The sequence below is a fragment of the Streptomyces sp. NPDC043867 genome, from assembly GCF_056435845.1.
Map to the genome: position 1 here is coordinate 1 of NZ_JBWKDS010000066.1, position 24,220 is coordinate 24,220.

The following is a 24,220-nucleotide window of genomic DNA, read 5'->3' on the forward strand; positions in this document are numbered from 1 at the left end:
CTCCGAGGCTCCTCCCCGCGCCCACACGCACACCGCACGCGCCCAGTCCCGCCCCCCCCCCCCCCCCCCCCCCCCCCCCCCCCCCCCCCGCCGTTGTGGTCGCGGGCGGGATGGGGTTCTACGCGCTGAACCCGACGCTGGTCACGTACTCGTACTGGCCCCACTGGGAACCGAGGTCTTCGATCACGTCCACCCACGCGTCATCCAAGGCCTCTTCGTCGCCGGCATCCCACGCGTCCACGATCCGATCCCAACGGCGCACATTCAGATGCCGGTACTCGACCACCCGTTGCCGTGGGCCGAGAACCTGCGACTGATTGAGCGGGTGGATTTCTACCCGGGTTCCCCGCCCATCGCGGTTGAGTCGTTCCTTCAGATGCCGCGCCACATTGGCCCGCCGGACTTCCCGATACGCGCGGTCGACAGCTTCCACGCTCTTCCGGCTCGGCTTGCTTTTCCCGGAGAACCAGTTTTTGACCGTGGCCGGTTTGACCTCGAATCCGCCACGGCGGGCAGCTTCTCTCTGACGGCCGGAACGAGTGAGGTAACGAACACGCGCCAGGAATCCGCGCTTCTCGGTTACCGGGGTGGCGATCCCTCCGGCGAGTTCGTCAAGTTTCTGAGCGACGGCTTGGCTTCCTTTGACGCCACGGGCGCCGTACAGCCCGAACTGAATGTTCCTTCCCGGCATTCCGTCTTCCTTAATTCTCGGACTGAGGCTATGTGGTACGGAGGGCGGCGGCGAGCTCGTGAACGCCCGCGCGGCCGGCCTTCGCGTCCTCGATGAGGTCGCCGAGGGCAACGGCGCCGGGGAGCTGCGTCCGGCCGGCGGCAGCGAGGTAGGAGCGGGTCATGGCCATGGCGTAGAACTCGTTCATCGGCGAGTCCAGCGGCTGGCACACGGTGATGGTGTGGAGCAGCGCCGCCGCGCGCCAGGCGGTGTCGTGGGGGCGCTGCTCGGGGGCCATGACGAGATCGGAGGCGTGCCGGGTGATAGCGGCCTCGATCCCGGAGGGGTCCCACACGGTGGGGTCGGAGGGCAGATGCTGCGCGAGGACCACCCAGGCCCAGGCGAGGTCGACTTTCACGAGCGGGCGCCGAACCTCTCTCGTACGTAGTCCCAGTTCTCCGGGGTGTTGAAGTCGGCCGCGGCCTCAAGGAACCGTTCGCGGCCCTCGTCCAGCTCGCGTTCGGTGACCTGGGTGATCAGCGCGGTCACCGTGGTCCCCATCTCCTCGGCACGGGCCTTGAGACGAGCGTGGAACTCCTCGTCCAGGCGCAAGGTCACAGGTTTGGTAGCCATGAAACGAGCGTACAGCAGATCCGCTTTACACAGGTGGCTGCGCAGCAAAAAGGCCCGGCTCAGCTCCGCAGAGCTGAGCCGGGCCGCATGCCGGAGGCGTCACAAATGTGAGTACGCCTGCTTGAGGAGCTTTCCGGTTTCAGCGTCGACGGCTGTCCGGTCCGGGCGGAATTCGATCGTGCGGTGCGGAGCCCGGATGCCTTCCTTCCAGGTGGGACCGCCGACCGCGACTGTCAACCGGACCGCCTGGTAGTGGTCCCTGACCGGGGCCTTTACTTCCAGCCGGATCGGCATCGGGATCTGCCCCTCCTTCAGAGGCTGTACCACCTCTTTCGCTGTTTGGTCTCCCGAGTCAATACGAACGAATTTCGCATTCTCCTCCGAGTCGACCCAGGCACTCAGGATTACGGATCGGCCGTCTTTACTCCACGACGCCAGCGTTTCCGTCTTGACTCCGTCGATGTTCAGGTCTGTAGCTGACACGCCCTTGTACGCGGCGGCCTGTTCCTGCTGCTGCTGACGTTTGTCGTCCTCATCCGCCTTCTGCCATACGACAGCGGAGGCGAGAGCCAGGGTCGCGATAGCGGCGACGTAGAGCCCGGTACGGCGACGACGGGCACCGGGCCGGGGCTGGTCGTGGCCGGCTGCGGGTACGGGCTCGGGCTCGGGAGGATCGGGGGGTTGATGCCCTCGGGTGGCGTTGTCGTTGGTCTGCTCCCACCAGGCGGCGCCGTCGTTGTTCCCCATGCGGGCGACGGTAGCGCGCAACTGAGCGGCCTGGTCACGGTTCCCGGACAGTTCGGCCACCTCCGCTCGGGTGATGAGCCAGGCCGTGGCCTGGGGGGAGTTGATGCCGTGGGCGGTGATGTCCTCCCGCTCGCCGAGCGCGGCGAGTTCGGAGGCTTCGTTGAACCGGCCCTCGCCCGCGGCCTGCAGAACGGCGTGATGCCGGTAGTCGAGCTGCGGTGCGGTGTAGAGGGTGTCGATGACGTTGGGCGGCAGGTCGAAGTCCAACCCGTCATCGGCGGCGCGTCCCTCGTACTCCTCGTACTCGTAGACCTCTTCGGGCACCGCCTCCTTGTCCAGAGTCACGGCGGGTTCCTCGTCGGCAGCCAACGCCTCTTGAGCCTTGCGGCGCCGAGTCGAGGTGTCAGTGAGACGGGCCTCTTCCTCATCGATGACGGTCTGGATGACGTCGACAAAGTCCGGGCCGACCTTCCACACGGCCTGTCCGGGTGCCAGGGCCGGGATCTTCTTGATGGCCCAGGCGGGCAGGCCGAGAATGGCTCCGACGATGGCGGCCTCTTCGGGGCCGAGGCGTCCGACGTGCGCGATTTCGCAAAGCTTGGCCAGGTCCTGGGCGCGGCCGTCGCCGAGGTCGGACAGCGTGTGCATGATCACCTTCAGCGACAAGGCGGCCTTGCGGGAGTTCTTTAGCAGCCTCTGGATCAGCTGGGCCGTGGCGGGGCTCAGGAGGATTTGCCACGCCTCTTCGAGGACCAGGTGGCGGTGTACGGCGGTCGACTGCCGCAGCCACACTTGCTCAACCCAGCAGGTGATCGCTGCCATGAGGGCGGGGATCGCGGGGCTGTTGCGGTCGAGGCTGGAGAAGTCGAAGGAGACGATGGACAGGTCTGTGGGGGGCAAGGACGCGTCCGGGCCGTCGAACAGGCCGCGCAGCGAACCCTCCGTGTAGCGGGACAGGGCGATCGCCACGTTCACGCCCCACTGGGCGAGCTGTTCGGCCGGCCAGCGTCCGTCTTCCGGGTCCACCAGGGCATCGATAAGCCCGGCGAGCCGTTCGGCCTTGGGGGAGTTGAGTGCGTGCTGGAGTGCGTACGTGGAGTGGGTGGTGAGAGCATCGGGTTCGACTGCGGCGATCAGCGAGCGGATCAGTTGCTCGCGTACTTCTGTCCCGAACTCCAGGCTGCACGGGTTGAGGGTGAAGGAGCCGGCCTCCACGACCAGGCCGCCGAGGGAGCGGGTGAGGGCGGCCCACTCGCCAGCCGCGGTGTCCTCCCCGAAGCTGTCGATCACTACGGCCTGGTGGCCGTGGTGCAGGATCTCCCGGCGCAACCAGACCTTGTCCGTCGTGGACTTGCCCGACCCGAGCCCGCCCAAGGCCAGGGAGTTGGTGGCGGGCAGGTAACGATCATCGACCAGGACGGGGGACAGCCGGAAGGGCCTGCCATCGGTCTCGGAGCGGCCGATCGGGACGCCGGGAAACGACGTGTCGGAGGCGACCAGCGGCGCCGTGATGGCGGCCTGTGTCGCGGGCAGACGGATCACAGGATGGCCCCCTTCCTGGTGGGTGCGCCGTGCGGGGTGGTCATGAGGTGAGCGCGCTGCTGCTGGCCGGTGAGCCAGTCCAGCGAGATGCGGTGCCGGTCGGCGGTCAGGGAGGCGTCCCAGCGGGCGTCCATGACCTCGTCGGGGCTGTCGCCCCACACGGTCAGGTAGGCGTCGATGTCGACCAGACACGCGCCTTGTACGAGAGCATCGCGGGTGATGTCGCTGGCCGCTGCGTGCGTCTCCTGCTTGATCTTGTCGGTGGTGAAGGCCTCGCCGGCCGCGACGGCCCACTTCGCCGAGCGGCGAGACTGCGCGGCCGGCAGCGGTCGGTAGAGCACCGCCAAGGAGCGCTCTGCTGTGCGGTCGGCGTCCTGGCCAAGCAGGAGCTTGGGCATCAAGTCTCCGTCGGCTTCGGCGGGCCAGCCAGTGATCCGTGCGGTGGCCGCATACCGGCCGTCTTCGAGCACGGCCCATGTGGCGGAGCGGCCGACCACAGCGGGGACGGGGTCCGGAGTGCTCGGGGTCAAGACGCCGAGCGCGGCGAACTCACCCTCGATCGTGCTGAGAACGCGCTCCGGGTAGCCGACCAGGCCCTTGGGGATGTGCACGGAGATCGTTTGTGTGTGGTCGGTGTAGTCGCCCACCGTGGCGTGGTGGACGGCGTGCACCTGGGCTCCGGGGGTGCGGGCCTGGTTGGCCGCGAACGTCAGTGCGCGGGCGAACGCAGCGTGAAAGCCCTCCCGCAGGTAGGGGTCCTGCATGGTGCCGTGGTGCGGATACAGCGTCCACGTCCTGGTCGTGCCCACACTGGTGGCCAGACGGGGAGTGCTGTGGCGCTCGCGCCAGTGCCGGACGCCGACCGCCGCCCATCGGGCGATCGAGCGGCGTCCGGGCGCGATGTTGATCAGTCCGGCGATCCCGGCGACAACGCCGAACGCCCAGATGGGCGGCTGCTGAAGCAGCCCCGATGCGAGGATCGCGGCCCCTGCCCCGGCGTTCGTCTTGGTGAGCACGACCTCTGCGGGGCTCAGCCCGCGCTGGATGGCAGGGACGCGGAAGCCGGGGGTCAGGGAGTACATCGAAAACCCTCCTTTACGGGGTGGCCGGCCCGCCGCCTGATCCGCCCGACCGCGGCGGTGGCGGCGAGCTGGGCGGCGGCGTGGGTGTTGACGGCGTGCGCCTGGGCGCAGGCGCGGGGCTGGGGTTGGCGGCGGGTGTCCTGCGCGAACCTGCGGGCTGGTTGGTGGCGCGAGCCTGACGGCGCGCTTCCATGAGCCGCTGGGTGCGCGCGGCGTCGGTGTTGATCTGGGAGATTGCCGAATCGGTCGACAAGCGTCCCGGCCGCGGTCGCGGCCTGGCCCCATACGCGGCGAACAGGACATCAGCGTCCCTGCCCATCGCACGGCCCGGAGTGGGCACCAGCCGCGGCCCGCGCGGGCTGTTCTCCTGCTCGTAGAAGTCCGGCACGCCCACCCGCACAGCACGCCGAACCAACGGGTGGGACGTACGGCTCTCCACCATCGACCGCGCCGCGCGGGCCATCCTGGGCCCGAAGTACGGCACACCGTGGAAGACCATCCGCAGCATCAGGACATCAGCGCCGATCAGGAGCACGGCGTCCATCACCAGCGAGCCCTTGAACATGGCCACGAAGGGGCTGGTTAGGAGCAGGGCGAAAGGCGCGAAGACCAGGCCCAAGAGCCTTTGCGCCCAGGCCTGAACGGCTTCCATATCACCTCCCCGCGCCAGGGACGCCAGCACGAGCGGCGACAGGCAGACGAACAGCAGGATCCCTGGGTTCCGCGTCATGTACACCAGCGCGGCGAAGCCAAGGGCGACGCACAGCGCGGCGATGATGATGATGAGGGCCAGAGGGTTACCCGAATCCGCGCCCTTTTGAAGGTCATCCTTGATGGCGGCGAACAGCGTGCCCTCGTTGGAGTTGAACGCAGCCTTGAATCCTTCGGACACGGCCCTGTTCAAGGCGAACACGAAGCCGGGCACGGAGGCCATGCCAGCCACGGCCACGAGCGTCCAACCGGTGGAGTAACCCATTTGCTTGAGGCGCGGTGCGCCCTGCCACGCGGACAGGGCGCACACGGCCACTACGCACATGAAGATGGCGATAGCCAGGTGTTGGCCGAGCCACAGGAATGGGGAGAACACCGCGTCCCCGGATTCCTTCGGTGCCCACGTCTTGCCTGACGCAACGAGGCCTTCGATTTTCTCGATGAGCCAGTTGGCGAGGTCTTTGACGTGGTCAGAGGCCCCGTCGGTGAGCCCGCCCGAACCGTCCGGGGCGCCGGGGGATGTGTGGGATCCGCCTCCCCCGTCGGTACCTCGTTCGCAGTATTTCTTGCCCGGACCTTTGATCAGGCGGCAAGGGTCTTTGTCTGCCATGATCAGCTCTTGGCGTCGGTGACGGTGGAGAACAGGTCGCTGCCGTACATCGCCAAGATCACGGCGACGAACAGGGTACCGATGGCCATGGACCCATTCCGCAGCGCCCGCTTGGGGTCGTTGGGGGTCTGGAGAAGCATGCGGACGGCGATCACGGCGATCACGGCCGCGATCGCCTTGGTGACCAGGCCGACGCCGGTCATTCCGATGGAGTCGAAGAAGTCGCTGAATCCGGTAGAAAAGTCTACCGGCTTGGCAAGGATGACGGCCTTGGGCATAGCTCAGATCTCCTTTGTGCTGCTGTGAATGGGTCGGGCGGCGCCGAACATGTCGCTCATGGAATCGAGAGGATGGAATCCCACGTTGGATCCGGGCTTGGGCGCATCGAGCATGTAGCCACCACCGACGTATATACCGACATGGTGAATACCCGATGCGCTCTTTCCGTAGAACACCAGATCGCCGATCTGCATGTCCTCCGGATCGATCGGCTTGGATGCAGCGTACTGCGCTGCCGCCGTACGGGGCAGGGTTATTCCGACTTTCGCGTACGCGTAAAGTGTCAGGCCGGAGCAGTCGAATCCTGCAACGTCAGCCCCGGAAAATCCCCTGGGCGAACAGCATATTCCTGTGCTCGGCCCGGATGCGTTGCCACCGCCCCACGAGTACGGCTTGCCCAGCATTTCCTGTGCCGCATTCACGACCTCGGCAGCCTGTTGGGCCGTGACAGTTGTTCCGGCCTTTCCGCCCTTACTTCCCTGGCTGGCCAGGGCGCTGATGGAACGGACGTAGTTCTGGGTCTCCGAAAAGTTCGGTACGCCCCCGGCCTTGATCACCGCATTGGGTCCGGCGTTGTAGGCGGCAAGCATGTTCGCTTGTTTGTCGCCGGGTACGTCCTTCACATCTGCGGCAAGGGTGCACAGGTAGTTCGCTGATGACGGAATGGCGTCCTCGGGATCGCCCGCGTCGCGCTTGCCGTCCCCGTTGGCATCGATTCCGTACTTCTCCCACGTGGACGGCATGAACTGGGCAATCCCCTGAGCCCCGACCGGTGATTTTGCCGTGGGGTCGAAGCCGGATTCCTGGGTGAGGAGTGCGGCCAGAAGATTCGGTGTGACTTCCGGGCAGGTGTTTCCTGCGTCTTCGATCAAATCTTTGTACTCGGCCGGAACGCTGAGGCGGAGCGCGGCGTTCAGGGCCGGGTTGTCGCCGGCGGCCTGGATGAACGCGGCCCCGATGACGAGCACGGTCGCCCCCGCGCCGATCGCGACGGTTGCTGTGCCAGATCGCAAGAGTTCCCCCTTCCTGCTGTTTTCTGTGTTTTACCAGGTCAGGCCCGTCACCCGGCACCGCCAGAGGACCGTCACCCCACCGTCACTCGGGGCTCTGGGTGACGGTCAGGTGACGGTGCCTTGGCGGTGCCGGGTGACGGTCACGAATCGGACATAGCGGCGGCGAGGAGGTCGGCCAGCTTGTAGCCCCGCACGTCCTTCCTCCGGCCCGGCGAAACCCCGAGAAGTGCCTTCAGCTTCTTTCCGAGGTCCGTCGCATCGCTTCCCATGACGCCGAGGAACGGAGCCAGATCGACAGTGGCGATGAAATCCAGCTCCTTGCTCTGCATCAGCTCGATGGCCTGTTTCAGCGGAGTGTCAGGGGTTGCGCTGAGACGCTTTTGACGCCGCTCATAGATTTCGTCGATGACGTCCCAGACGAACTTTTCCTCGAAGTTGAATCCCCGGATAAGAGTGGACGTTCCGTGAGCGTACAGAACGGCCTGCCCCTTGATCCTCGGGTTGAGGAGCTGCGGCTTGATCGGCGCCATCGTGGTGAAGTAGGAATCGCCGAGAGCGACCTTTGCCGCGCCTTCCGAGTCCACATACAGGCAGATCCTGTATTGGAACTGGGCCCTCACGTTAACGGGAATCGCGTCCTTGTCCGGGCGCTGCGTCGACATTATGACAGATACGCCACATTCCAGACCCTTCGCGACCACGTAGCGCGACTTTTCTTCCACCCTAGCGCAGAGTTCTTTCGACTCCTTCGAGCCATTGTGGGCGTAGAAGTCGGCCGCCTCATCGAGGATAAAGAGTAGCCAGCGGAAGGCTGGGGGAGGCTGCCGATTTTCCTTGGCCTGTTCCATCTCGGCGTACCGCTTGTCCACGACGCCGATGAGGAAGTCGAGAATGGATTCCAGTACGGCCGGATCGCTGGAGGACTCATAGCGAAGGGCGATCTTCTTGAAGTCGGCGAGCCCGACGAACTTTCCGTCGAGCAACACCATGTCGAAGTCGTCGCCATAGGCGATGAGTAGGCAGGTGATGAGGCCGTTGACCAAGGTCGTCTTACCGGTCTGCGTCATTCCTGCGACCAGCATTGAGGCGCCGTTGAACGTCGGCACTCCGCCCAATTCACCGGTGACCTCGTGCCCGAGGGGAGTACCGTGGAATGCGCGGATCTGCTCACGGCTGGGCGCCTCGAATAGGCGGCTGAACGGCGGCTCTTTGAGAACCAAGAGCTTGACTTGGCGCTCTGTCTCCCGGGACGTCTCCAACTTGAGGTGCAGCCGGGTCACGTTGAACATCGACGCGATCGGCCCAAGCCTGCTGGCGACGTCCTCATGGGTCCGGCCGATGGGGACCAGGAACGTGTACCGCGTGCCGATGCCCGGCAGATCCTCTACCCGAACGTCGGACAGCAGGATGACCTCGTCCTTGGCGATTGCCCCGGTCCGGGTCAGGGCCGTGGTCAGCTCCGGGTGAATGGGAGTGGCCGGTTCAACGCCGTTCGCCGCATCGGGCGGGGATTCCTGAGCCAAAGCCTTGGACTGGGTCTCAGTAGGCTCTCTGGCCCATCTGCGGACGACTTCCGTTTTGACCCGCCAGGCCGCGTACCCGAGCGCGACCAGCACGCCCGCGGTGAGGAGCACAGCGGCCGGCCACGGCAGCCCTGTCTTGTCCTTGATGGCGTACAAGATGCCCAGGACAATGACGAATCCGCCGATCGCGCCTGCACTCTGACCGTAGATGTCCTCAACTCGGTCGTCGTCGTGCCGGTTTCGCTTTCTTCCCATACTCCCCCCTATATTCTGAAGATCAAATAATCGCCGATGATAACTCAGCGCTGGCATACGCCACTTGGCTTTTTGTGCGGCTTCGCCAGGTCTGCCCTGCGGGTCTGCGACGGAATGGATTCCAAGGTTCGCTCGCCGAATGGCTCACCGGTTCAGCGCTGCACGTCGACTGCATGGTTTTCCGGCAGTCGCGACACAGCCCAGCCCGCGCGGTACGGGGGCTGGGCTGCATCGGTGGTGCCGGACATGGATGTTGAGGTTCCGCATGGCGTATGACGATGGCACGGAGCACTGACATCGCGTCTCTCGCCGGGTTCCGTCAGGCTCCGTGAGGCCCTTCAGACCGCAAACGTGTTGAGGCGACGCTGGATGTAGTTGATGCCGACGGCGTCGAAGCGGATGAAGGAACGACCGATGCGGCCGGTCTCGGGGTCGCGGGTGTACGCAACGAGGACGGCGCCCTTCCTGTCGGTCTGCACGTTCATCTTGTAGACGGTGCCGGTGACTTGAACGTCGGGAATGTCGAAGGTGTCCTCGACTTCCCTGATCGGGATCATGGTCTCGGCGCGGCGCTGCGCTACCGCCGGGCTGGTCGTCGCGTGGTCTGCCGAGAACAGCAGGTCGCCCTCGGCCTCACTCAGCGGCCCGCTGTGTGCTGCACGTGTCATGCTGATCTGCATCAGGGTTCTCCACTCGGATCCTGCGGACAGCCCCGGGGCCCACTTCCACCGGGGTTGTCGTCGTGTCGGCTGCCTGTACGGCAGCCAAGGTGTGCGCGCTGTGCGCGCCGTGCCCCGGACCGGACTCGAACCGGTCGTTGTGCTTGCCTACGGGGCCCGCGATCTTCGCCCTTGTGTCACCGCGCGTTCGGATCACTTGTCCGCCCGTGAGGACGGCATGGGAAAAGGTGCTTCGGAAGCTGTCTGCGCGGCAGGGCGGGCTTGTCGCAGTTGCCTGTCCCGCATCACGCCTGCGGGATGGCGGTCCGCATATCCCTGCGGACAGGTCCGGGGCATCCAGTGGAGCCGCCTGCCGCGCCACTGGATGGGCGCGGTGGTTCGACTCGTGGTCCCCGGGTCGTCCTCTGTGGAGTTGAGAAGCAACAGCCGCTTCCTTTCAGGGCCGCCGTTACGCGCTGCCTGTCCGGGCGGGGTGGTGCGAGGGGCCGTGTCCGGCTCCCTCATCCGGCGCCGCCCGCGGGGCGGTTCCGGGTGGGGGAGCCGGGTCCGAAGACCCGGCGGGGTATCAGGAGTGGGTGGGTGCTGCTGCCTGATCGGCGGCGTGGAGCGGGTCGACGCGGAAGTCGTAGCCGGACCGAATGAGCTTCGCGGCCTCTTCCCGGTAGCCGGTCGCGGTGCTGTTCGCGACGCCCATGAAGTCCTCGATGCGGGTGGTCGGCAGCCGCATCGCGTCCCCGCCGGCCTCGATGAAGGCGAGGCGGGCCACACGGCGGATGTTGCGCTCGCGTTCGTTCAGGCGGGCGGCGTCCTCGGCGGTGACGGCCACCAGTTCGGCGCGCGCGATGGCCGCCCGGAGTTCGACGGCCCGCCGGTCGGCCTCGGCGGCGGCGGCCTTGTCCTCGGCGGCCTGCCGCGCCGTGCGCTGCGCCTGGGCCTGGGTGTCCGCGGCCCGCTTGGCGGCGTCGGCCAGTTCCTGCTGACGGCGCAGGTTCTGCGCCTGGATGAGCTGCGCGGCCTTCAGGTCCTCGGCGGTCTTGCGCTTGAGCGCGGCGGCCTTGGCGGACTCCTCGGCCTGCTCCTCTTCGGCGGCGCGGCGTTCGGCCTCGGTGGCCGCGCGTTCGGCGGCCCGCGCGGCGGCGTCGGCCTCGATGCCGGCGGTGTCGGCGGCGGCGCGGGCGCGGTGCTCGGCCGCCTTGCGTTCGCCCTCGACCTGGACGCTCAGCACGTCCACCTCGCCCTGCGCCCGCAGCTCCTGCGCCTTGGCGGCGAGTTGGGCCAGCTTGTCGGCGTGCTCGCGGGCGCGGCGGTCGGCCTCTTCCTTGTGGCGCAGCTCCTGTTCGGCGCGCTCGCGGTCGGCTCGGCGCTGCTGCTCCTCCCGGCGCATCCGGTCGGGCAGCGCCAGGGCCTCATCGACGCCGACGCCGTACGGGGCGAGGAGATCGGGGAGGCGGTCCAGCACGGTCACCGTGCCGTACTCGTCGAACTCCTTGCCGTCTGCCTCGGTTGCGCGGCGGGCGGCCTCGATCTCCTCCCGGTACTGGATCCATACGCGGTGGATGGCCAGGTCACGGCGCATCTTCCGGGCGTCGGCGTAGGACATGGGGTAGGTCTTGGCGGTGCGGAACACCCACCACGTGGTGGGGAAGCGCAACAGCCAGTCGGCGAGGGTGAGACCGCGCTCGCCGGACTCCAGCCGGGCGGTGCGGGTGATCAGGTGCCGCGCTGCCTCGGTCAGCAGGACGTAGGCGGCGGGCATCGCGGCGTGCGCGATGAGCCGGCCGAGGTCGGTCTGCGCGACCTCCCACACCCCAGGGCTTCCCGGCGCGCTGTTCGCGGCCGCGAGGACGTTGAGGACGATCGTCACGGCCGTGGTGGCGTGCGCGGCGACCAACAGCATCGGCTTGGGCATCCGCCGCCACGCCAGGACCAGAGCGATCGAGTACAGGGCGACGATCAACCCGTCCACACCGATCGGGAAGGCGTAGCTCCCCTTCGGCCCGAACCCCCAGCCGCGCGCCGCCTGCACCAACGCGTCGTAGGAGAGGGCGAACCCGACTCCGGCGACGACGAGGCCGGCGAGGGTCGCGACGCCTGCGACGACCCACATGATCGTGGTGAGTCGGCGGCGCGGCGCGGGTGAGACCTCCGGGAAGGCGTCGGTGCCGACCTCGGTGGTGCGACCGTCCGCCCCGGCGGCCGGCGCCTCGGGAGCGGCGAAATCCGGCTCCGGCAGGCGCCCGGGGGCGGCCTCGGCGCGCGGCTCGATGGTGGTGGTGGTCACGTGCTGTCCTCCGTCGTGCTGATGGTCGGTCTGGTGTGGTGCCCCCGTGCCGAATTCGATCCGGCGGCCTCGTGCCGTATTCCGGGGGCTGTCACGGTGGCTCCGCCCGCCCATGCTCCGGCGCGGGTGCACTTCCGTGACGAGTGGGGTCAGTGGGGCAGTTGCTCAGGCGAGGGAACCGACGTCGGGGTTCATGTCAGGCACGCTGTCGTTCCCCTTCATCGGCGGAGCCCCCGAGTCGTCCTCGGGATGCCGCCCTGCGCGCTGACCCCGGCGAGACCTCGCTGCACGTCCGCGTTCGCCGCGTCCAGCGTCCTCTCGGTCTTGGTCTTGGGCTGGCAGGTCGGGGCCTGAAGGGAGGCCAGGTATTCCTCAGCGGTCTTCTTCAGCGCCACGACGCACCCCCGATGGCCAGTGCCGGTGTGGTGGGGGCGGTCTCGGGCTCGGGCTCGTAGCCGCGCGGCTCGTCCTCGCGCACCAGGTGCTCGGCGAGGTCATGGGTGGGCGCGCTGAGGGGCGCGCCGACGATACGATCCATGCAGGATCGCCCTCCTGTCTAAGTCAGGTCGGGTCGGTCTAGGCCCCTGAGCAGGCGAATCGCCAAAAACTCCTGCTTGGGGGCCGTCCCGTTTCCGGGGCCGGGATCACCATGACACGAAACAACTCTCGGATGCAACCATTCGCACTGAAGAGATTTTGTGTCATGCTTTAGCCCATGACCAACCCGACCCCGGAGGACGAGAGGGCGGCGGCGCTGCGCAGCCAGGCCGAGGCCCTGCGCGCCGTCAAAGCAGCAGCAGACGAGCGCGACCGGATCACCGCCAAAGCCCAGGCGGTAGTGGAACGCGCCGCCGTCGAAGCGGCCCGCATTGGCGCCTCCCGCAACCGGATCCGCGAGGAAGCGGGCGTCTCCCCGAGCACGCTGTACGAGTGGTTCAAGCGGGCCGGCCTGCCCGTACGGCCCAAACGCCCCAAAGGCGCCAAGGCGAAGGAGGCGCGATGAACGACTTCAGCGCGATTGACGCCTTGCTCGCGTCCGCACCCACCCCAGCCCCGCTGCCGCCCGCCGAGCGGCGGCGTCAGCTGAGGGACGAGGTAGGGCTGTCGCGCGCCGAGGTGGCGCGTGCCCTCGGGGTGAGCCCCTCAACGCTCGGCGGATGGGAGACCGGCCGCGACCCGAGCGGCGAGACGCGCGAGAAGTACGCGTACTTCCTACGGCAGGCCGAAGAGAAGATCCGCGCCCGCGCCGCCGCCGCGCCGCCGCCGACCGAGACCCCGGTGCCCCCGGTACAGGAAGCGGACGGCGACGAGGACCAGGCCGAGCTTGCCGAACCGCGGCCGTGCGTGCTGTGCGGACTACCCGCCCAGCACGAGGTGGCCGGCTACCCGCAGCACCTCGACCCCGCCGAGTGCTCTGCGGCCGTCGCGACCGCCCCAACCGCGCCCACCCCCGCGCCGACGCCCATAATTGCGGCGGCCGAGGAACCCCCGGCGCCCCGGCAGCGTCCCGCTCGGCGCGGCACTGGCGGCGGAGTGCGGGTCGCTCCGGTCGGGCGGCGGGTGCAGGCCGCCGACACGCCCGACCTGATCGCACATGCCGTCACCGCCGCGCTCGCCGAACACTCCGGCGACGTCGAAGCAGCGACCGCCGCACTGGTCAAGCGGGCGATCCCGGACGCGATGGCGCTGCTGGACCACACCCGCAAGGGGGGCCGGTACGACATCGTCGCGCACCCGTGGCTGCCGGACATCCTGCGAAAGAAGAGCGCGCGCGGCGCGGACGAGATCTGGGAGGCCCGCCCCAAGTGGACCCGCCCCGAGCTGCCAGCGGGCGAGCACGAGGTGACCGCGCTGGACATCAACGGCGCCTACCTGTCCGCGTTCAAGACGTGGCTGCCGCTCGGGCAGTTGGAGCACTCGACCGGAAACCATCACGACCGCCGCCGCTCCGGTTTCCACCTGATCACCCCGCCCGAGTGGGAGCACGGGGCGGTGCTGCCCAACCCGATCGGGGCCCGCGACGAGGCCGGTCCGGTCTGGGTCGGTGAACCGACCCTGCGCCAACTGTTGCGCATCTCGGCGCCGAAGTACGGTCTGTGCAACCCGCCCGTGATCCACGAATCGTGGACGTCCGGCGCCACGGAGACCCTGCTGGAGAAGTTCCGGGTCCTACTCAAGGACGCCCGGGACAAGGCGATCGCCGAGGGCGACGAGGTCACCCTCGAGTACGTGAAGGCGATGTACAGCAAGTTCGTCTCCACGCTCGGCGAGTCGAACTACAACCGCGAGATCTACCGCCAGGACTGGATGCACCTGATCCGCTCGCAGGCCTTCGCCAACCTCTGGATGAAGGCGTTCAAGGCCTACGACGAGGGCCTGACCGTGGTGCGCGCGATGGGCACCGACGAGCTGCACGTCATCGGCGACTGGCGCGCCATCTTCACCAAGGGGCGCGGCGTCACCGAAGTCAAGGTCAAGGACACCTACGGCGTGTCGGCCGGAACGTGATCACCCCAGGTGAATGCCCTCTACCGAACGGCGCGTAGTCTCACCTGCACCAAAAGTTAATGGCCCACCGTGGTTCCGCTTGGGACTGGCATCCCGGAGCGGCGGCGGGCCGACCAGACAAGGTCTTCGGCGAGTGTACCCGTGGGTGCGCTCGGTACGCGGCGATGTCGCACGGAGACCGGAAAGGATGCCGGTTGTCCGGCGAGTACGACTTCTCTTCATCGGTGTTCCGCAGGGCGCAGGAACCGCCCGACGATGTTCTGATCACACGAACCATGGCGGAGACACAGGACCTTCAGCCGGAGGACCTGGGCGTACTCATGCACGTGAGGCTGCTGTCGCCGGACGCGCGGCTGACTGGCAAGGAGATGGCGGCCGACATGCGCGCCCTGGGCTGGGACATGCCTGATGAGCGGTTCGGGGAGATCGCGGAGCGGCTGACAAAGGTTGGCTACCTCACGGAGGTGGCCCAGTGAGCGAGGACTTCTCCAACAGCGTCTTCGAGCGTGCACAGGAGGACCCGGAAGAGGCCGTGATCACCCGGCCGGTGGCGGAGACAAACGGCCTTCAGCCGGAGGATATCGGGGTATTGGTGCACCTGCTGTTGCTCCCCGTGTCTATCCAGGCGACCGGCAAGGACTTGGCGGCCGGGATGCGCGCCCTCGGCTGGAAGATGAGCATCGACCGCTTCGAGGTGATCGCCAAGCGGCTGACCAAGGCTGGCCACCTGCTCCGCACGTCGGTCTACAACCCCGAGACGAAGCGCCCAGAGTGGCGCTACAGGGCGTACCGGAACCCGGCTAACAACCCTCAGTACGTCGAAGCTGGGACCGCCGCGTTGTCCCAGGTCAGAGCCGAAATCGGGGAAAAGCCGGTTTCGGAGCCGCCGGGCCCGAGCGGAACCGGGGAAAACCCGATTTCGCCTGGTCAGAGCCGAACTCGGGTTTTTCCCGGTTCCGGAGCGGAATCGGGGAAAACCCGGTTTCCCTCGGAAGGCATTTCCGCAGGTCAGAGCCGAAATCGGGGAAAACCCAGTTTCGCTGCGCCCCCCCCACACCCCCCGGAGGAGGTAACTACCTCCTCCCCCTCCACCCCCACTGACTCCTCGGGATCGCTCCCGTCACAGCGGGAGGGGGGGGAGGGTGGCTTCGCTCCGAAGGAACTTCACGCGGCGGAGTCGTTCTTGCAGCAACTGCGCCCGCCGCATCACATGGGCGCGGCGTCGGCCCGCAAGTACGCGCCGCTGCTGTTGGGGGCGATGGCTGAGCAGGGCTGGCCGTCGATCTTCGAGGTTGACCCCCTACTGCTGGCGCGGGAGGTCACGCGGGATCCGGAAGGCTTCAAGCGGCCGTCGTCGCTGGTTCCGACACGGATCAGGGATCTCCCCCGCTACGCCGTCGTCACTGGTGCCAGCCGGGGGCAGGGCTCCACCGCTGAGCGGTGCCCGGATCACCCGGCGCGCTACCGCAAGGGCTGCGTGGACTGCGCGATGGCCGTACCTGACTGACAAGCCAGTGCGGGCCGCTCCCCGGCATGGGAGCGGCCCGCGGATCCCTCTGAACGCTTGACCGAACAGGAGATCTCTTCCAGTGTCCACGAACCCCGCCCGGATCCCCGCCCAGCACCACGAAGCCGCCGGCAGTGACTCCGAACCGCAGGACCGTCAGCAGTCCGCTGCGTTCACCCGCGTCCCCCCGAACGATCTTGACGCCGAGCGCGTGACCCTCGGCTCATTGATTCTCTCGGGCACCCCGAAAACCACGTCGTACCGGTACTTCGGCGAGATCCTCGACACCGGCCTCGTGCCGGAGGAGTACTACCGGCCCGCCCACGGGGCCATTCACCGGGCCATCTGCGATCTGCACGCGGCGGGCGAGCCGGTTGACGCGATCACGCTTGCGGATCAGCTCACCCGCATCGGGGAGATCAACAAGGTGGGCGGCGCCTCGTACCTGCACACCCTCGTACAGGCCGTGCCCACTGCCGCGAACGGACCGCATTACGCCGAAATCGTCCGGGCCAAGGCGTACCGGCGCGCGGTCATCGAGTCGGCGCAGCGCATCCTGGAGTACGCCTACCGCGAGGAAGGCGACGAGGACGAAGTCCGGGAGCTGGTCGAACAGCAGCTCACCGAGATCATCGCGGGTACCCCGGGCCTGCATGAAGCGCCGCCCGAGGTCGACGACCTGTACCTCGACTTCGTCGCGGACCTGGAGGACATCCAGAACGGCAAGAAGATGGGCCTGACGTACGGGTTCGCCGACCTCGACACGGTCACGTCGGGGATGCACCCGGGCAACGTGACCGTCGTGGCGGCGCAGTCCGGCGTGGGCAAGTCCACGTTTGCCCTCAACGCCGCCGTCGCCGCCGCCAAGACCGGCGCGAAGGTCATGTTCTCGTCGCTGGAGATGAGCAACATGGAACTCATGCAGAAGATCGCCGCAGCCGAGGGGAAGATCGCCCTGCACCACCTGACGCATCAGGGCGGCCTCACCCCGGAGGGCTGGGAGACCATCAAGCGGCTCGGCCCCGAGCTGTTCAAGACGCTGCCGCTGCGGGTCTACCGGCCCGACGGCGCCTCGCTCGGCGACATCGCCTCCGCTGCACGGGCCAGCGCCCGCGCCGGCGGCCTGGACGTTCTGGTCGTGGACTACCTCCAGCTCGTGGAGGCCGGACAGTCCCGCTACACCACTCGGGAGCAGGCTGTGGCGGGTGTGTCCCGCGGCCTGAAAAACCTGTCCGTGCAGCTCGGCTGCCACGTCGTCGCTCTGTCGCAGCTCAACGACGACGGACTCATGCGCGAGTCGCGGGCGATCAAGAACGACGCGTCCGTCGTCATCAAGGTCGAGCGGCCGGACGTAGACGAGCCGGAGTCGGCGCGGGCCGGCGAGGTCGACCTCGTCGTTGAGAAGAACAGGTTCGGGCCGACCGCCCGCGTGACCGTGGCCGCGCAGCTCCACTACTCGCGGTTCGTAGACATGGCGCAGACCTGATCACTGCACACCCGCCCTAAAGCCCCTGAGCGCGCCTGTGTGTGCCGATCACCCGCTGCTGTGGTAAATCCCCCGCCAGGGTGGGAGATCAGCGCTCACAGGGCCGTACAGCCGTTTTTGATCGCTAGGGTTGGACCAGGGCGACGAGCGTTAACGAGGGGTGGCGATCCCTACCGCACCGCCGAAAAACCCGGTCGCCGATCGGCGCCGACCCGACCGGATCCCGAGGTCCCACCGTTGACGTGCGGTTTCCTTCCGCACTACCCGCACGCCTTTCCCGCGCCCCTCACGCCCCGTCCGGTGTCGGGGGCGTGCGGTAGCGGCGGGAGGCGGTGTCGGCGGAGACCCCGAGTGCGGCGCCGATGAGGGACCAGTCGCACCCTGCGGCGCGGTCGGCGGCGACGGCCGCCGCCACCAGGCGGTGCGCCTCGTCCAGCACGTCCAGCGCCTCCGTGGTGTACCGGCCGGCCGGGTGCCAGGGCTGCTCCGTCCGTCGCCTGCCGTGCCAGCCGGCGGGTTGCTGCCAGTCGGGCCGCTCGGCCTCGGCGTCCAGCTCGGCCGCCAGGCGCCGCGCGGCGCTCGCCACCGCGTACGCCGCCGACCGCACCTCGTACCGCCGCTCGGCAGCGTCATCGAGGCGCACCTCGCGGCGGTCGGTGTTCCGGTCGATCCGGGCCATGAGCCGGCGGTGCTTCGAGCGGCACGCCTCCGAGCAGAACCGGCGGGGCCGTCCGCCGCGTGACGAACGCTTCGGCAGACCTTTGCCGCACCCGGGACCGGAACAGATTCCGCCCATTGCGATCACCCCTCCAACCGGTCGACGGTCCGCAGGCCTGCGGACCAGGGCGGCCGGGAACCGGAGGTGTTTCCGGCCTCCACCACCAGCAAAACACCCCGGATAGACGGCCGGAAACCGGCGCGCGGTTGCACGGCGGGGCGCGGCGTGCTCGGGAAGGCGGTCCCGCGGGGCCGCGGGCCCTGTGGGGCGCGTCAGGCGGTGTGCGTGCGATCGAGCAGCATCACGGCATACAGCGGGGAGTCTGGGAACGGCTGACGTTCGCCGATCTTCCTGTAGCCCCAGCCCTCGTACAGCGCTTGGAGCCGGGGCCGCTTGGTGTCCACCGTAAGCACGGCCAGGGCCTCGGGCCGGTCGGCGAGCAGCGCGGTGTGCAGCCGCTGCCCAAGACCTTGCTTGCGCCATTTCGGCCTGAGCATCAGTTCCGAGACGGAGAACGTCGACGGGTCCGCCGGCTCTTCGGCCAGATACTCACGCCACCATTCGCGGCCCGGCTCGCCTGGCGCCCCGTAGGTGAACCCAATGGGTTCACCGCCCTCGTAGGCGACCACGCACGCGAATCCCTCACGTTGACCCCAGTGGTCCACGAACCAGGGGAAGCGCTGGACGAACTCCTCGTGCCGCCGCTCGAAGTAGGCGTCGGCATGGACATCGAGCAGGGTCTGCCGGATGTCGGGCAGGTCGTTGTGTCCGTAGCGGCGCAGGTCGATGGCGGGTGCCGTGGTCACGCGGGGCTCCATTCGGATCGGTAACGGTCGGCCCACTCGCGCGCCACGGTGGTGGAGGGCGCGAGCGTGAGGAGATCACGGTAGAAGTCGCCAAGACGGACGCGCAGTCGGCCGGGCAGTGGGCTTTTGGACATCAGGGTGAAGGCGTCCTCGGTCGTGGCGCAGGCTTGTTCGGCGTCGCCCTGGTGGAGCTGGGCGATGGCGAGGTCCACGGTGGTCATGGCGCGGTTGCGCCGGTAAGCGGCCGGCAGCGCGGACAGGGCACGGTGTGAGGCCGCCTCCGCCTCCGCGGGCTGGCCGAGACGGCTGCGGACGATCCCGGTCAGCGCGTGCAGTTCCGCATGCCCGTAGAAGGCGACCCAGGACGGACGGGGGCACGCCTCGGCTCGCACCAGGGCCTCTTCGGCGTACCCGATCGAACGGATGGCTGCCTGTCGGTCGCCCCGGTAGGCGTGCCCCACCGCGGCACGGGCGTGCGCGAGGGACCCGAACAGCGGATCCCGGCGCGTGATCGCACAGCACTGAGCCGCCTGCGCCGCTGCCACACCTTCGGCGTAGTGACCGAGCTGGTGCGCAAGGATCGAGGTGGAGTTCCACACCCGCATCACCGCCACCTGGTCCTGCGACAGCCCGGCCAGTCTCAGCGCCTCGTTCACGTGCAGGCGGGCGCGGTCGAGCTGGCGGGCGTCGATACACGACCAGGCGGCGGCCGTGGTGTAGTCGGCGGCGACACCGAACAGCCGCTGCCGGATCGTCTGCGAGGCGGAGTGATCCTGGAGGCCGACAGCCTCGGCTGCGCCGGCGAGCGCGGCGCGTTCCAGGGCGGCGTGTCCGCCGCGTTTCTGATCGAGCGCGGTGAGCCGGTCCAGGCCGTCCCGCAGGCGGATCACGTCGGAGGTGCCCACGGTGGTGGGGCAGGTGCCGGCGGCTGGCAGGGCGGTGGCTGCGACGGCGGACGTGGCGGCGGTGCAAAAGCGGCGGCGGAGCATGGCTGAGGGGTCCTCGTAGGGCGGTGCGGGTGTGCCGGGGGGATAGAAGCCAAGGCAGGCGGGTGTGCATCCGAATACTGCCGTGAGGGCGTCTCGCTGGCGCCGGTGCGGCCAGCGGGTTTTTCCGGTTACCCAGTTGCGGACCGTGCGGTCACCGACAGTCCCCGTGTAACCGGCCGCCTTCAGCTCCTCGTTCACCCTGTCGGCCAACGCGTCCTGTTTGAAGGCGTGTTCGGTCATGTGGGCCTGCAACCGGAAATTTCCTTCCACACACTCACCGTAGCGACGTGATCATGCAGCGTGGAGGGGTTGCGAGGATCCCACCCCTCAGAAATTTCCGGTCACCGCGAGTAGCAACGGGCCCACTTTTCCTACCTGTTGACCACGCCCCGGCGTTGGACTGGACGCGCGCCCCGGCGAACGCCGCAGGCGCCGGCGGCCGTCTCTCTCCCCCGTGGGAGATGGCCGCCGCAAGCCTTCCGACCGCGAGCGCGAGGCACCCACCATGACGACGCGCAGCACGCCCAAGCCCTTTGCCGGCGCCTACGTGGACGCCCCGGCGATTCACCGTGAGCGGCTGAGCACGCAGCAGATCGCAGGCCGCTCGTGCTGCTGGTGCAGCGGGACTCCGGACTCCAGGTTTCCGGTGCCGATACTGCGCGATGACTCTCTCTACGCCTGCACTCCGTGCGCTGGCATGTACGGCGTCCCGGCCGTGGGGACGGGCCAGTGAACGGCAGCGACGAGACGTTCCCGGCGGCCCTGGACCAGTGGACCGCCGAGGACTGGCAGCAGTACCGGCGCCGCATCGAGGACGGCGAGGGCAGCGTGAGGGCCATGGACGCGATCACGCGTCGCCGCACTCGTGAGGCGGAGGCAGCCCGGTGAGCGGCGAAACCGTTCCGCGCACAGCCAGGGTCGGTGACCTCGTCCGTGACACCGCCCGAGGCTATGAGGCGGTCCTGACGGATGTGCGGGCGGGCGTTCCCTACCTGCGCCCCCGACGCGGCGGGGGGATCGCTGAGCCGTGGCCGGCGACGTGGGCGGCCAACGAGCTGGTGGCCCGCCGTGGCACATGGGAGGACCGGTGAGCCGGACACGCCGCGGACGCCGGCGCCGCGCATTGCCATGGTGGGCCTGGTGGCAGACCTGGCTGCTCGGCGGCGCGCTCGCCGCCCTGGCGCTCGTGCTGCTCCGGCCCCTGTAGAGACCCCGGCTGGACTGTGCTGCGGCTGGTCCGCCCGAACCTCCCGCTGGGAACCGGGCGGCGCCCGGCTGCGCCGTAGGATCTCCGGCCATGACCGCTGAGCGCCGTTCCCTCGGCACCGGACCCGTGCCGTTCGATCCCGTTCGCCGCGTACGAGCCGCTGAAGCGGATCTGAGCGGCCTTCCGGCCGTCCGCCTCCCCGATCTCCCGGAGCTGCGCGCCCGTGGCGTCCTGGGCGCCTCACAGCCGCTTCACGAGGGCGGACGGCGCACTCTCGGGCCCGGACCGGCGGCGCGCACAAGTCACCCCGGGGCCCGAGACCGTCTGAACCAGCGGTAGGGGCCTGCTGCTCCCCGGGCGCGACAGCGCGACACCAACAAGCCGGCCTGTGCCGTCTGCGTCCGGCACAGGCCAGCCACGGAGCCTACCGGTCCAGGCGGATCCGCCCGAAGCACCCAAAGGGCCAAGAAACCAAGGTGCCAAGGTTCCCGGGAACCGGGGTTCCTGAGTTCCTGTGTGCCAAGGTCTATGGGACAGCCCCTCTCCCGAGACAGGAGACGCGATGAGCAGCCCCCCCGACCCGTCGCCGTACTTCGCGGCGCTCGCCCAGCTCCGCGCCGACAAGACCGACGTTCCCCCGCACATCGCGGTGGCCAACCACAAAGGTGGCATCGGCAAGAGTTTCCTGACGCAGGCTCTCGCGGTCGCGGCGGCCGAGATCGGGCACTACGTCCTGGTCGTCGACATGGACTCGCAGGGCAACGTCACCCGCCGACTCCGCGCCCAGCTCCCTGCCGCACCCGAGCAGCGCGCCGCGGCCAGCCTCTCCGCCGTCCTGCCCAACCCCGGCCGAGGGGAGGCCGCCCGCATCCTCACGCCCTGCGGATACGGCGGCATCTACACCGAACGCATCATGGTCGCCCCCGCAGACCTCGACTTGGAGCTACTCGCACTCACCGCCGGCCAGGCCGCCGCAGAACGCCGACTGCTGCGCGCCCTCACGGGCGTCGTCACGCCCTTCGACGTGGTGCTCATCGACTGCGAGCCGCGTCTGCTCAGCCACCAGATCGACCTTGCATGGACCGCGAGTGATTACGTGCTGATGCCGTGCGAGGCAGAGTTTGACGCGGTGCAGGCCGCTCGCCGGATCAGGGAACGCATTGCGCGTGACAGTCACAAACTCAACGAGGATCTGCGAATTGCCGGGATCGTCGTCAACCGGTACCGCAATTTGGCCGTACATAAGCAGCGCGCCGACGAAATGGAAAAGATCTCGGGACCGGGCGGTGTCTGCCCGACCCGTATTCCTGAAATCGCCGCGCTGAAAGACATGTCGGAGAACGCGCGGCCGATCGCCGAGAACGGATCTCAGGGCCGCGACATGGCGTCTCTGTTCCGCGACGTCTACACCTGGACCCGCACCCGAATCAGCGAACTGGAGAAGGCAACCTGATGCCGAAGTACGACAACGTCCCCGAGACACCCCAGCTCCCCGCCGCGGGCTCCTCGGCACCGCAGCCGGCCGCCAAGGACAAGCCGATGACCACGGACATCCCCGAGGATGTCCAGCAGGCGCTGAGGCTCGCTGTCGTGCTCCACGGGACCACCATCAAGGCCGCCGTGACCGAGGCTCTGCGCGACTGGATCGCCGCCCACCCGATCCAGCTCCCCACCACCCCAGCAACCCAGGAACGAAGCAACCAAGGAGCCTAGGAACCCCGAAACCTGGAAACCAAGGTTCCTTGGAAGCAAGGAACTAAGATACCAAGATCCGCAGGTCACAAGCCGTGATTGGGGCGGTGGGGAGCATGGCCGGGCCGGTGGCAAGCGCGGGCAGCCCGGCTTGCCACCGCTCCCCACCACGCCCGGACAGGCCCGGGACAGGCCGTCACGGCGCCCAGTTCGGGCGCAGAGGATCGAGGCGCTGGCGCCCGCTCTCCGCGCCTCGGCGACCGCCGTCGCACGTCACCCCGAGGCCGCTCCCCGTGCCCCCGAGACGTCCGCGTACGGGCCCGAGACCCCCAGCGGCGCCCCCGAGCCAGCGCCCACCCCGCCCGGGTTCACCGCCGCCTCGACCGACCCCGCCAAATCGATGCCGAGACAATCCGACACATCGATGAGACGACAAAGCGACCGGCCGAGATCGCCCTATCCGACCCCTAGAACCAAACACCAAAGGAACCTTGGATACTTGCCATCTTGGAACCAAGGTGCGCTATGAGGCGGCGCCCGAGAGGTAATATCCGGGCCCCCAGAGAAGGCGAATTACGGAGGGAATCAGACGGGGCAATGGTGGATTAGAAGGGGGAGTTTCTCCAGCCGAGCCAGAATCTCCCTCGGCGCGTGGGAGCGCATCCCAAAGGGCGTATTTGCAATCCAGGGCTCAAGCGAGAGAATTAACGGCCTGCCAGGAATCGTTCTGGCGAGACTTTCTATGGTTGTGATTCCCTGGTTTTTCGATGGGGTGGTGCTCGGCGCCTCGGTGTGCAGGAGGTCCGGAGTTCGAGCCGGGGAGGTGGTGTGTTCTGAGCCCAGATCTTATCCGGTGTGGCCGTATGACGCACGCGGTTCGTCGCCGGTTCGGGGTGGTTGGCTGGATTGATTCCGTGTCGAGGGTTGGGCGTGCTACTCTTCTGATTGTTCCGCCCCGGCCAAGGAATCTTGCCCTCTGGGTTCCAAGGTTCCTTGGCTCCCGGGTTCCTGACTTCCTGTCACCGCCGCGCCGGTTCGGCCCAGCCCCTCCTTCCCGAGCCCGCCCCGTCTACTGCTGCTGCGTCAGGCTCGCGCGGAGCGCGGGCCGTTGCCCGGCACGGGGCGCGGAGCGGCCCGAGTCGGGCGGGAATTCTCGCGGAGCGGGAATTCCCTGTCGCGCGTGAGCGCGACCCCGGAACGGAGTTCCGGGCTTATTCCGCGCTTGCGCGGAATCCGCCGCGCTAGCGGCGGCGCGTCGTGTCTGCGGAGCAGACCGCGCGC

At 68.3% G+C, this 24,220-nt stretch carries 24 protein-coding genes; 8 read left to right on the forward strand and 16 right to left on the reverse strand.

Annotated elements, in window-relative coordinates:
• Positions 1 to 118: 118 nt before the first annotated feature.
• From AC069T_RS36630 to AC069T_RS36690, 13 genes are all read right to left on the reverse strand, one after another.
• A complete protein-coding gene (locus AC069T_RS36630) occupies positions 119 to 691 on the reverse strand; it encodes a transcriptional regulator (RefSeq protein ID WP_478786862.1) in 573 nt (190 codons plus the stop codon).
• Between the two features lie 28 nt (positions 692 to 719).
• A complete protein-coding gene (locus AC069T_RS36635; protein WP_478786863.1) occupies positions 720 to 1,088 on the reverse strand; it encodes a hypothetical protein in 369 nt (122 codons plus the stop codon).
• Positions 1,085 to 1,303, reverse strand: a complete 219-nt coding sequence (locus AC069T_RS36640; RefSeq protein WP_478786864.1) for a hypothetical protein — start codon at positions 1,301 to 1,303, stop codon at positions 1,085 to 1,087. Before AC069T_RS36640 ends, AC069T_RS36635 begins: the two co-directional genes overlap by 4 nt.
• Before the next feature lie 99 nt (positions 1,304 to 1,402).
• The gene (locus AC069T_RS36645; protein ID WP_478786865.1) at positions 1,403 to 3,592 is read right to left on the reverse strand and encodes a hypothetical protein; all 2,190 of its coding nucleotides are present in this window, start codon (positions 3,590 to 3,592) and stop codon (positions 1,403 to 1,405) included.
• Positions 3,589 to 4,674: a hypothetical protein gene (locus AC069T_RS36650; RefSeq protein WP_478786866.1), complete on the reverse strand. Its 1,086-nt coding sequence runs from the start codon at positions 4,672 to 4,674 to the stop codon at positions 3,589 to 3,591. Before AC069T_RS36650 ends, AC069T_RS36645 begins: the two co-directional genes overlap by 4 nt.
• A gap of 13 nt (positions 4,675 to 4,687) precedes the next feature.
• Positions 4,688 to 5,995: a hypothetical protein gene (locus AC069T_RS36655; RefSeq protein ID WP_478786867.1), complete on the reverse strand. Its 1,308-nt coding sequence runs from the start codon at positions 5,993 to 5,995 to the stop codon at positions 4,688 to 4,690.
• A gap of 2 nt (positions 5,996 to 5,997) precedes the next feature.
• Positions 5,998 to 6,273, reverse strand: a complete 276-nt coding sequence (locus AC069T_RS36660) for a hypothetical protein (RefSeq protein WP_478786868.1) — start codon at positions 6,271 to 6,273, stop codon at positions 5,998 to 6,000.
• 3 nt (positions 6,274 to 6,276) lie between these two features.
• Positions 6,277 to 7,287, reverse strand: coding sequence for a bifunctional lytic transglycosylase/C40 family peptidase (locus AC069T_RS36665; RefSeq protein WP_478786869.1), 1,011 nt, complete (start codon positions 7,285 to 7,287; stop codon positions 6,277 to 6,279).
• A 140-nt stretch (positions 7,288 to 7,427) separates the two neighbouring features.
• A complete protein-coding gene (locus tag AC069T_RS36670; protein ID WP_478786870.1) occupies positions 7,428 to 8,966 on the reverse strand; it encodes an FtsK/SpoIIIE domain-containing protein in 1,539 nt (512 codons plus the stop codon).
• A 437-nt stretch (positions 8,967 to 9,403) separates the two neighbouring features.
• Positions 9,404 to 9,745 (reverse strand): hypothetical protein, encoded by a 342-nt coding sequence (locus tag AC069T_RS36675; RefSeq protein WP_478786871.1) that lies wholly within the window; start codon positions 9,743 to 9,745, stop codon positions 9,404 to 9,406.
• A 565-nt stretch (positions 9,746 to 10,310) separates the two neighbouring features.
• Positions 10,311 to 12,026, reverse strand: a complete 1,716-nt coding sequence (locus AC069T_RS36680) for a DUF2637 domain-containing protein (RefSeq protein ID WP_478786872.1) — start codon at positions 12,024 to 12,026, stop codon at positions 10,311 to 10,313.
• A gap of 218 nt (positions 12,027 to 12,244) precedes the next feature.
• Positions 12,245 to 12,421, reverse strand: a complete 177-nt coding sequence (locus AC069T_RS36685; protein WP_478786873.1) for a hypothetical protein — start codon at positions 12,419 to 12,421, stop codon at positions 12,245 to 12,247.
• Positions 12,412 to 12,564, reverse strand: coding sequence for a hypothetical protein (locus AC069T_RS36690; protein ID WP_478786874.1), 153 nt, complete (start codon positions 12,562 to 12,564; stop codon positions 12,412 to 12,414). Before AC069T_RS36690 ends, AC069T_RS36685 begins: the two co-directional genes overlap by 10 nt.
• Positions 12,565 to 12,741: 177 nt before the next feature.
• Here AC069T_RS36690 and AC069T_RS36695 point away from each other — a divergent pair, with 177 nt between their 5' ends.
• From AC069T_RS36695 to AC069T_RS36715, 5 genes are all read left to right on the forward strand, one after another.
• Positions 12,742 to 13,029 (forward strand): hypothetical protein, encoded by a 288-nt coding sequence (locus AC069T_RS36695; protein WP_478786875.1) that lies wholly within the window; start codon positions 12,742 to 12,744, stop codon positions 13,027 to 13,029.
• Positions 13,026 to 14,534 (forward strand): helix-turn-helix domain-containing protein, encoded by a 1,509-nt coding sequence (locus AC069T_RS36700; protein WP_478786876.1) that lies wholly within the window; start codon positions 13,026 to 13,028, stop codon positions 14,532 to 14,534. The genes AC069T_RS36695 and AC069T_RS36700 overlap by 4 nt, the downstream gene beginning before the upstream one ends.
• Before the next feature lie 275 nt (positions 14,535 to 14,809).
• The gene (locus AC069T_RS36705; protein WP_478786877.1) at positions 14,810 to 15,010 is read left to right on the forward strand and encodes a hypothetical protein; all 201 of its coding nucleotides are present in this window, start codon (positions 14,810 to 14,812) and stop codon (positions 15,008 to 15,010) included.
• Complete coding sequence (locus tag AC069T_RS36710; RefSeq protein ID WP_478786878.1) at positions 15,007 to 16,041, forward strand: hypothetical protein; 1,035 nt, start codon at positions 15,007 to 15,009, stop codon at positions 16,039 to 16,041. The genes AC069T_RS36705 and AC069T_RS36710 overlap by 4 nt, the downstream gene beginning before the upstream one ends.
• A gap of 82 nt (positions 16,042 to 16,123) precedes the next feature.
• Positions 16,124 to 17,527 (forward strand): DnaB-like helicase C-terminal domain-containing protein, encoded by a 1,404-nt coding sequence (locus AC069T_RS36715; RefSeq protein ID WP_478786879.1) that lies wholly within the window; start codon positions 16,124 to 16,126, stop codon positions 17,525 to 17,527.
• A 286-nt stretch (positions 17,528 to 17,813) separates the two neighbouring features.
• Here the strand turns inward: AC069T_RS36715 and AC069T_RS36720 are convergent, their stop codons facing one another.
• From AC069T_RS36720 to AC069T_RS36730, 3 genes are all read right to left on the reverse strand, one after another.
• Positions 17,814 to 18,206, reverse strand: coding sequence for a hypothetical protein (locus AC069T_RS36720; RefSeq protein WP_478786880.1), 393 nt, complete (start codon positions 18,204 to 18,206; stop codon positions 17,814 to 17,816).
• 311 nt (positions 18,207 to 18,517) lie between these two features.
• Positions 18,518 to 19,063, reverse strand: a complete 546-nt coding sequence (locus AC069T_RS36725) for an N-acetyltransferase family protein (RefSeq protein ID WP_478786881.1) — start codon at positions 19,061 to 19,063, stop codon at positions 18,518 to 18,520.
• A complete protein-coding gene (locus AC069T_RS36730) occupies positions 19,048 to 20,280 on the reverse strand; it encodes a hypothetical protein (RefSeq protein ID WP_478786882.1) in 1,233 nt (410 codons plus the stop codon). Before AC069T_RS36730 ends, AC069T_RS36725 begins: the two co-directional genes overlap by 16 nt.
• 489 nt (positions 20,281 to 20,769) lie before the next feature.
• Between AC069T_RS36730 and AC069T_RS36735 the strand changes: the two genes are divergently transcribed.
• The 3 genes from AC069T_RS36735 to AC069T_RS36745 all read left to right on the forward strand — a co-directional run bounded on the left by AC069T_RS36735 (position 20,770) and on the right by AC069T_RS36745 (position 22,960).
• Positions 20,770 to 20,928: a hypothetical protein gene (locus tag AC069T_RS36735; RefSeq protein ID WP_478786883.1), complete on the forward strand. Its 159-nt coding sequence runs from the start codon at positions 20,770 to 20,772 to the stop codon at positions 20,926 to 20,928.
• Between the two features lie 881 nt (positions 20,929 to 21,809).
• Positions 21,810 to 22,700, forward strand: coding sequence for a ParA family protein (locus AC069T_RS36740; protein WP_478786884.1), 891 nt, complete (start codon positions 21,810 to 21,812; stop codon positions 22,698 to 22,700).
• Entirely contained in the window at positions 22,700 to 22,960 is a 261-nt protein-coding gene (locus tag AC069T_RS36745) for a hypothetical protein (protein WP_478786885.1), read from the forward strand. Before AC069T_RS36740 ends, AC069T_RS36745 begins: the two co-directional genes overlap by 1 nt.
• Positions 22,961 to 24,220 lie beyond the last annotated feature (1,260 nt).

What these genes read in the sequence shown, in the direction of transcription:
- AC069T_RS36740 (WP_478786884.1), top strand. Translation starts at nt 21,810, where the DNA reads ATGAGCAGCCCCCCCGACCCGTCGCCGTACTTCGCGGCGCTCGCCCAG.
- AC069T_RS36690 (WP_478786874.1), bottom strand. Translation starts at nt 12,564, where the DNA reads ATGGATCGTATCGTCGGCGCGCCCCTCAGCGCGCCCACCCATGACCTC.
- AC069T_RS36695 (WP_478786875.1), top strand. Translation starts at nt 12,742, where the DNA reads ATGACCAACCCGACCCCGGAGGACGAGAGGGCGGCGGCGCTGCGCAGC.
- AC069T_RS36720 (WP_478786880.1), bottom strand. Translation starts at nt 18,206, where the DNA reads ATGGCCCGGATCGACCGGAACACCGACCGCCGCGAGGTGCGCCTCGAT.
- AC069T_RS36675 (WP_478786871.1), bottom strand. Translation starts at nt 9,745, where the DNA reads ATGCAGATCAGCATGACACGTGCAGCACACAGCGGGCCGCTGAGTGAG.
- AC069T_RS36660 (WP_478786868.1), bottom strand. Translation starts at nt 6,273, where the DNA reads ATGCCCAAGGCCGTCATCCTTGCCAAGCCGGTAGACTTTTCTACCGGA.
- AC069T_RS36730 (WP_478786882.1), bottom strand. Translation starts at nt 20,280, where the DNA reads ATGACCGAACACGCCTTCAAACAGGACGCGTTGGCCGACAGGGTGAAC.
- AC069T_RS36640 (WP_478786864.1), bottom strand. Translation starts at nt 1,303, where the DNA reads ATGGCTACCAAACCTGTGACCTTGCGCCTGGACGAGGAGTTCCACGCT.
- AC069T_RS36725 (WP_478786881.1), bottom strand. Translation starts at nt 19,063, where the DNA reads ATGGAGCCCCGCGTGACCACGGCACCCGCCATCGACCTGCGCCGCTAC.
- AC069T_RS36700 (WP_478786876.1), top strand. Translation starts at nt 13,026, where the DNA reads ATGAACGACTTCAGCGCGATTGACGCCTTGCTCGCGTCCGCACCCACC.
- AC069T_RS36705 (WP_478786877.1), top strand. Translation starts at nt 14,810, where the DNA reads ATGGCGGAGACACAGGACCTTCAGCCGGAGGACCTGGGCGTACTCATG.
- AC069T_RS36650 (WP_478786866.1), bottom strand. Translation starts at nt 4,674, where the DNA reads ATGTACTCCCTGACCCCCGGCTTCCGCGTCCCTGCCATCCAGCGCGGG.
- AC069T_RS36655 (WP_478786867.1), bottom strand. Translation starts at nt 5,995, where the DNA reads ATGGCAGACAAAGACCCTTGCCGCCTGATCAAAGGTCCGGGCAAGAAA.
- AC069T_RS36630 (WP_478786862.1), bottom strand. Translation starts at nt 691, where the DNA reads ATGCCGGGAAGGAACATTCAGTTCGGGCTGTACGGCGCCCGTGGCGTC.
- AC069T_RS36745 (WP_478786885.1), top strand. Translation starts at nt 22,700, where the DNA reads ATGCCGAAGTACGACAACGTCCCCGAGACACCCCAGCTCCCCGCCGCG.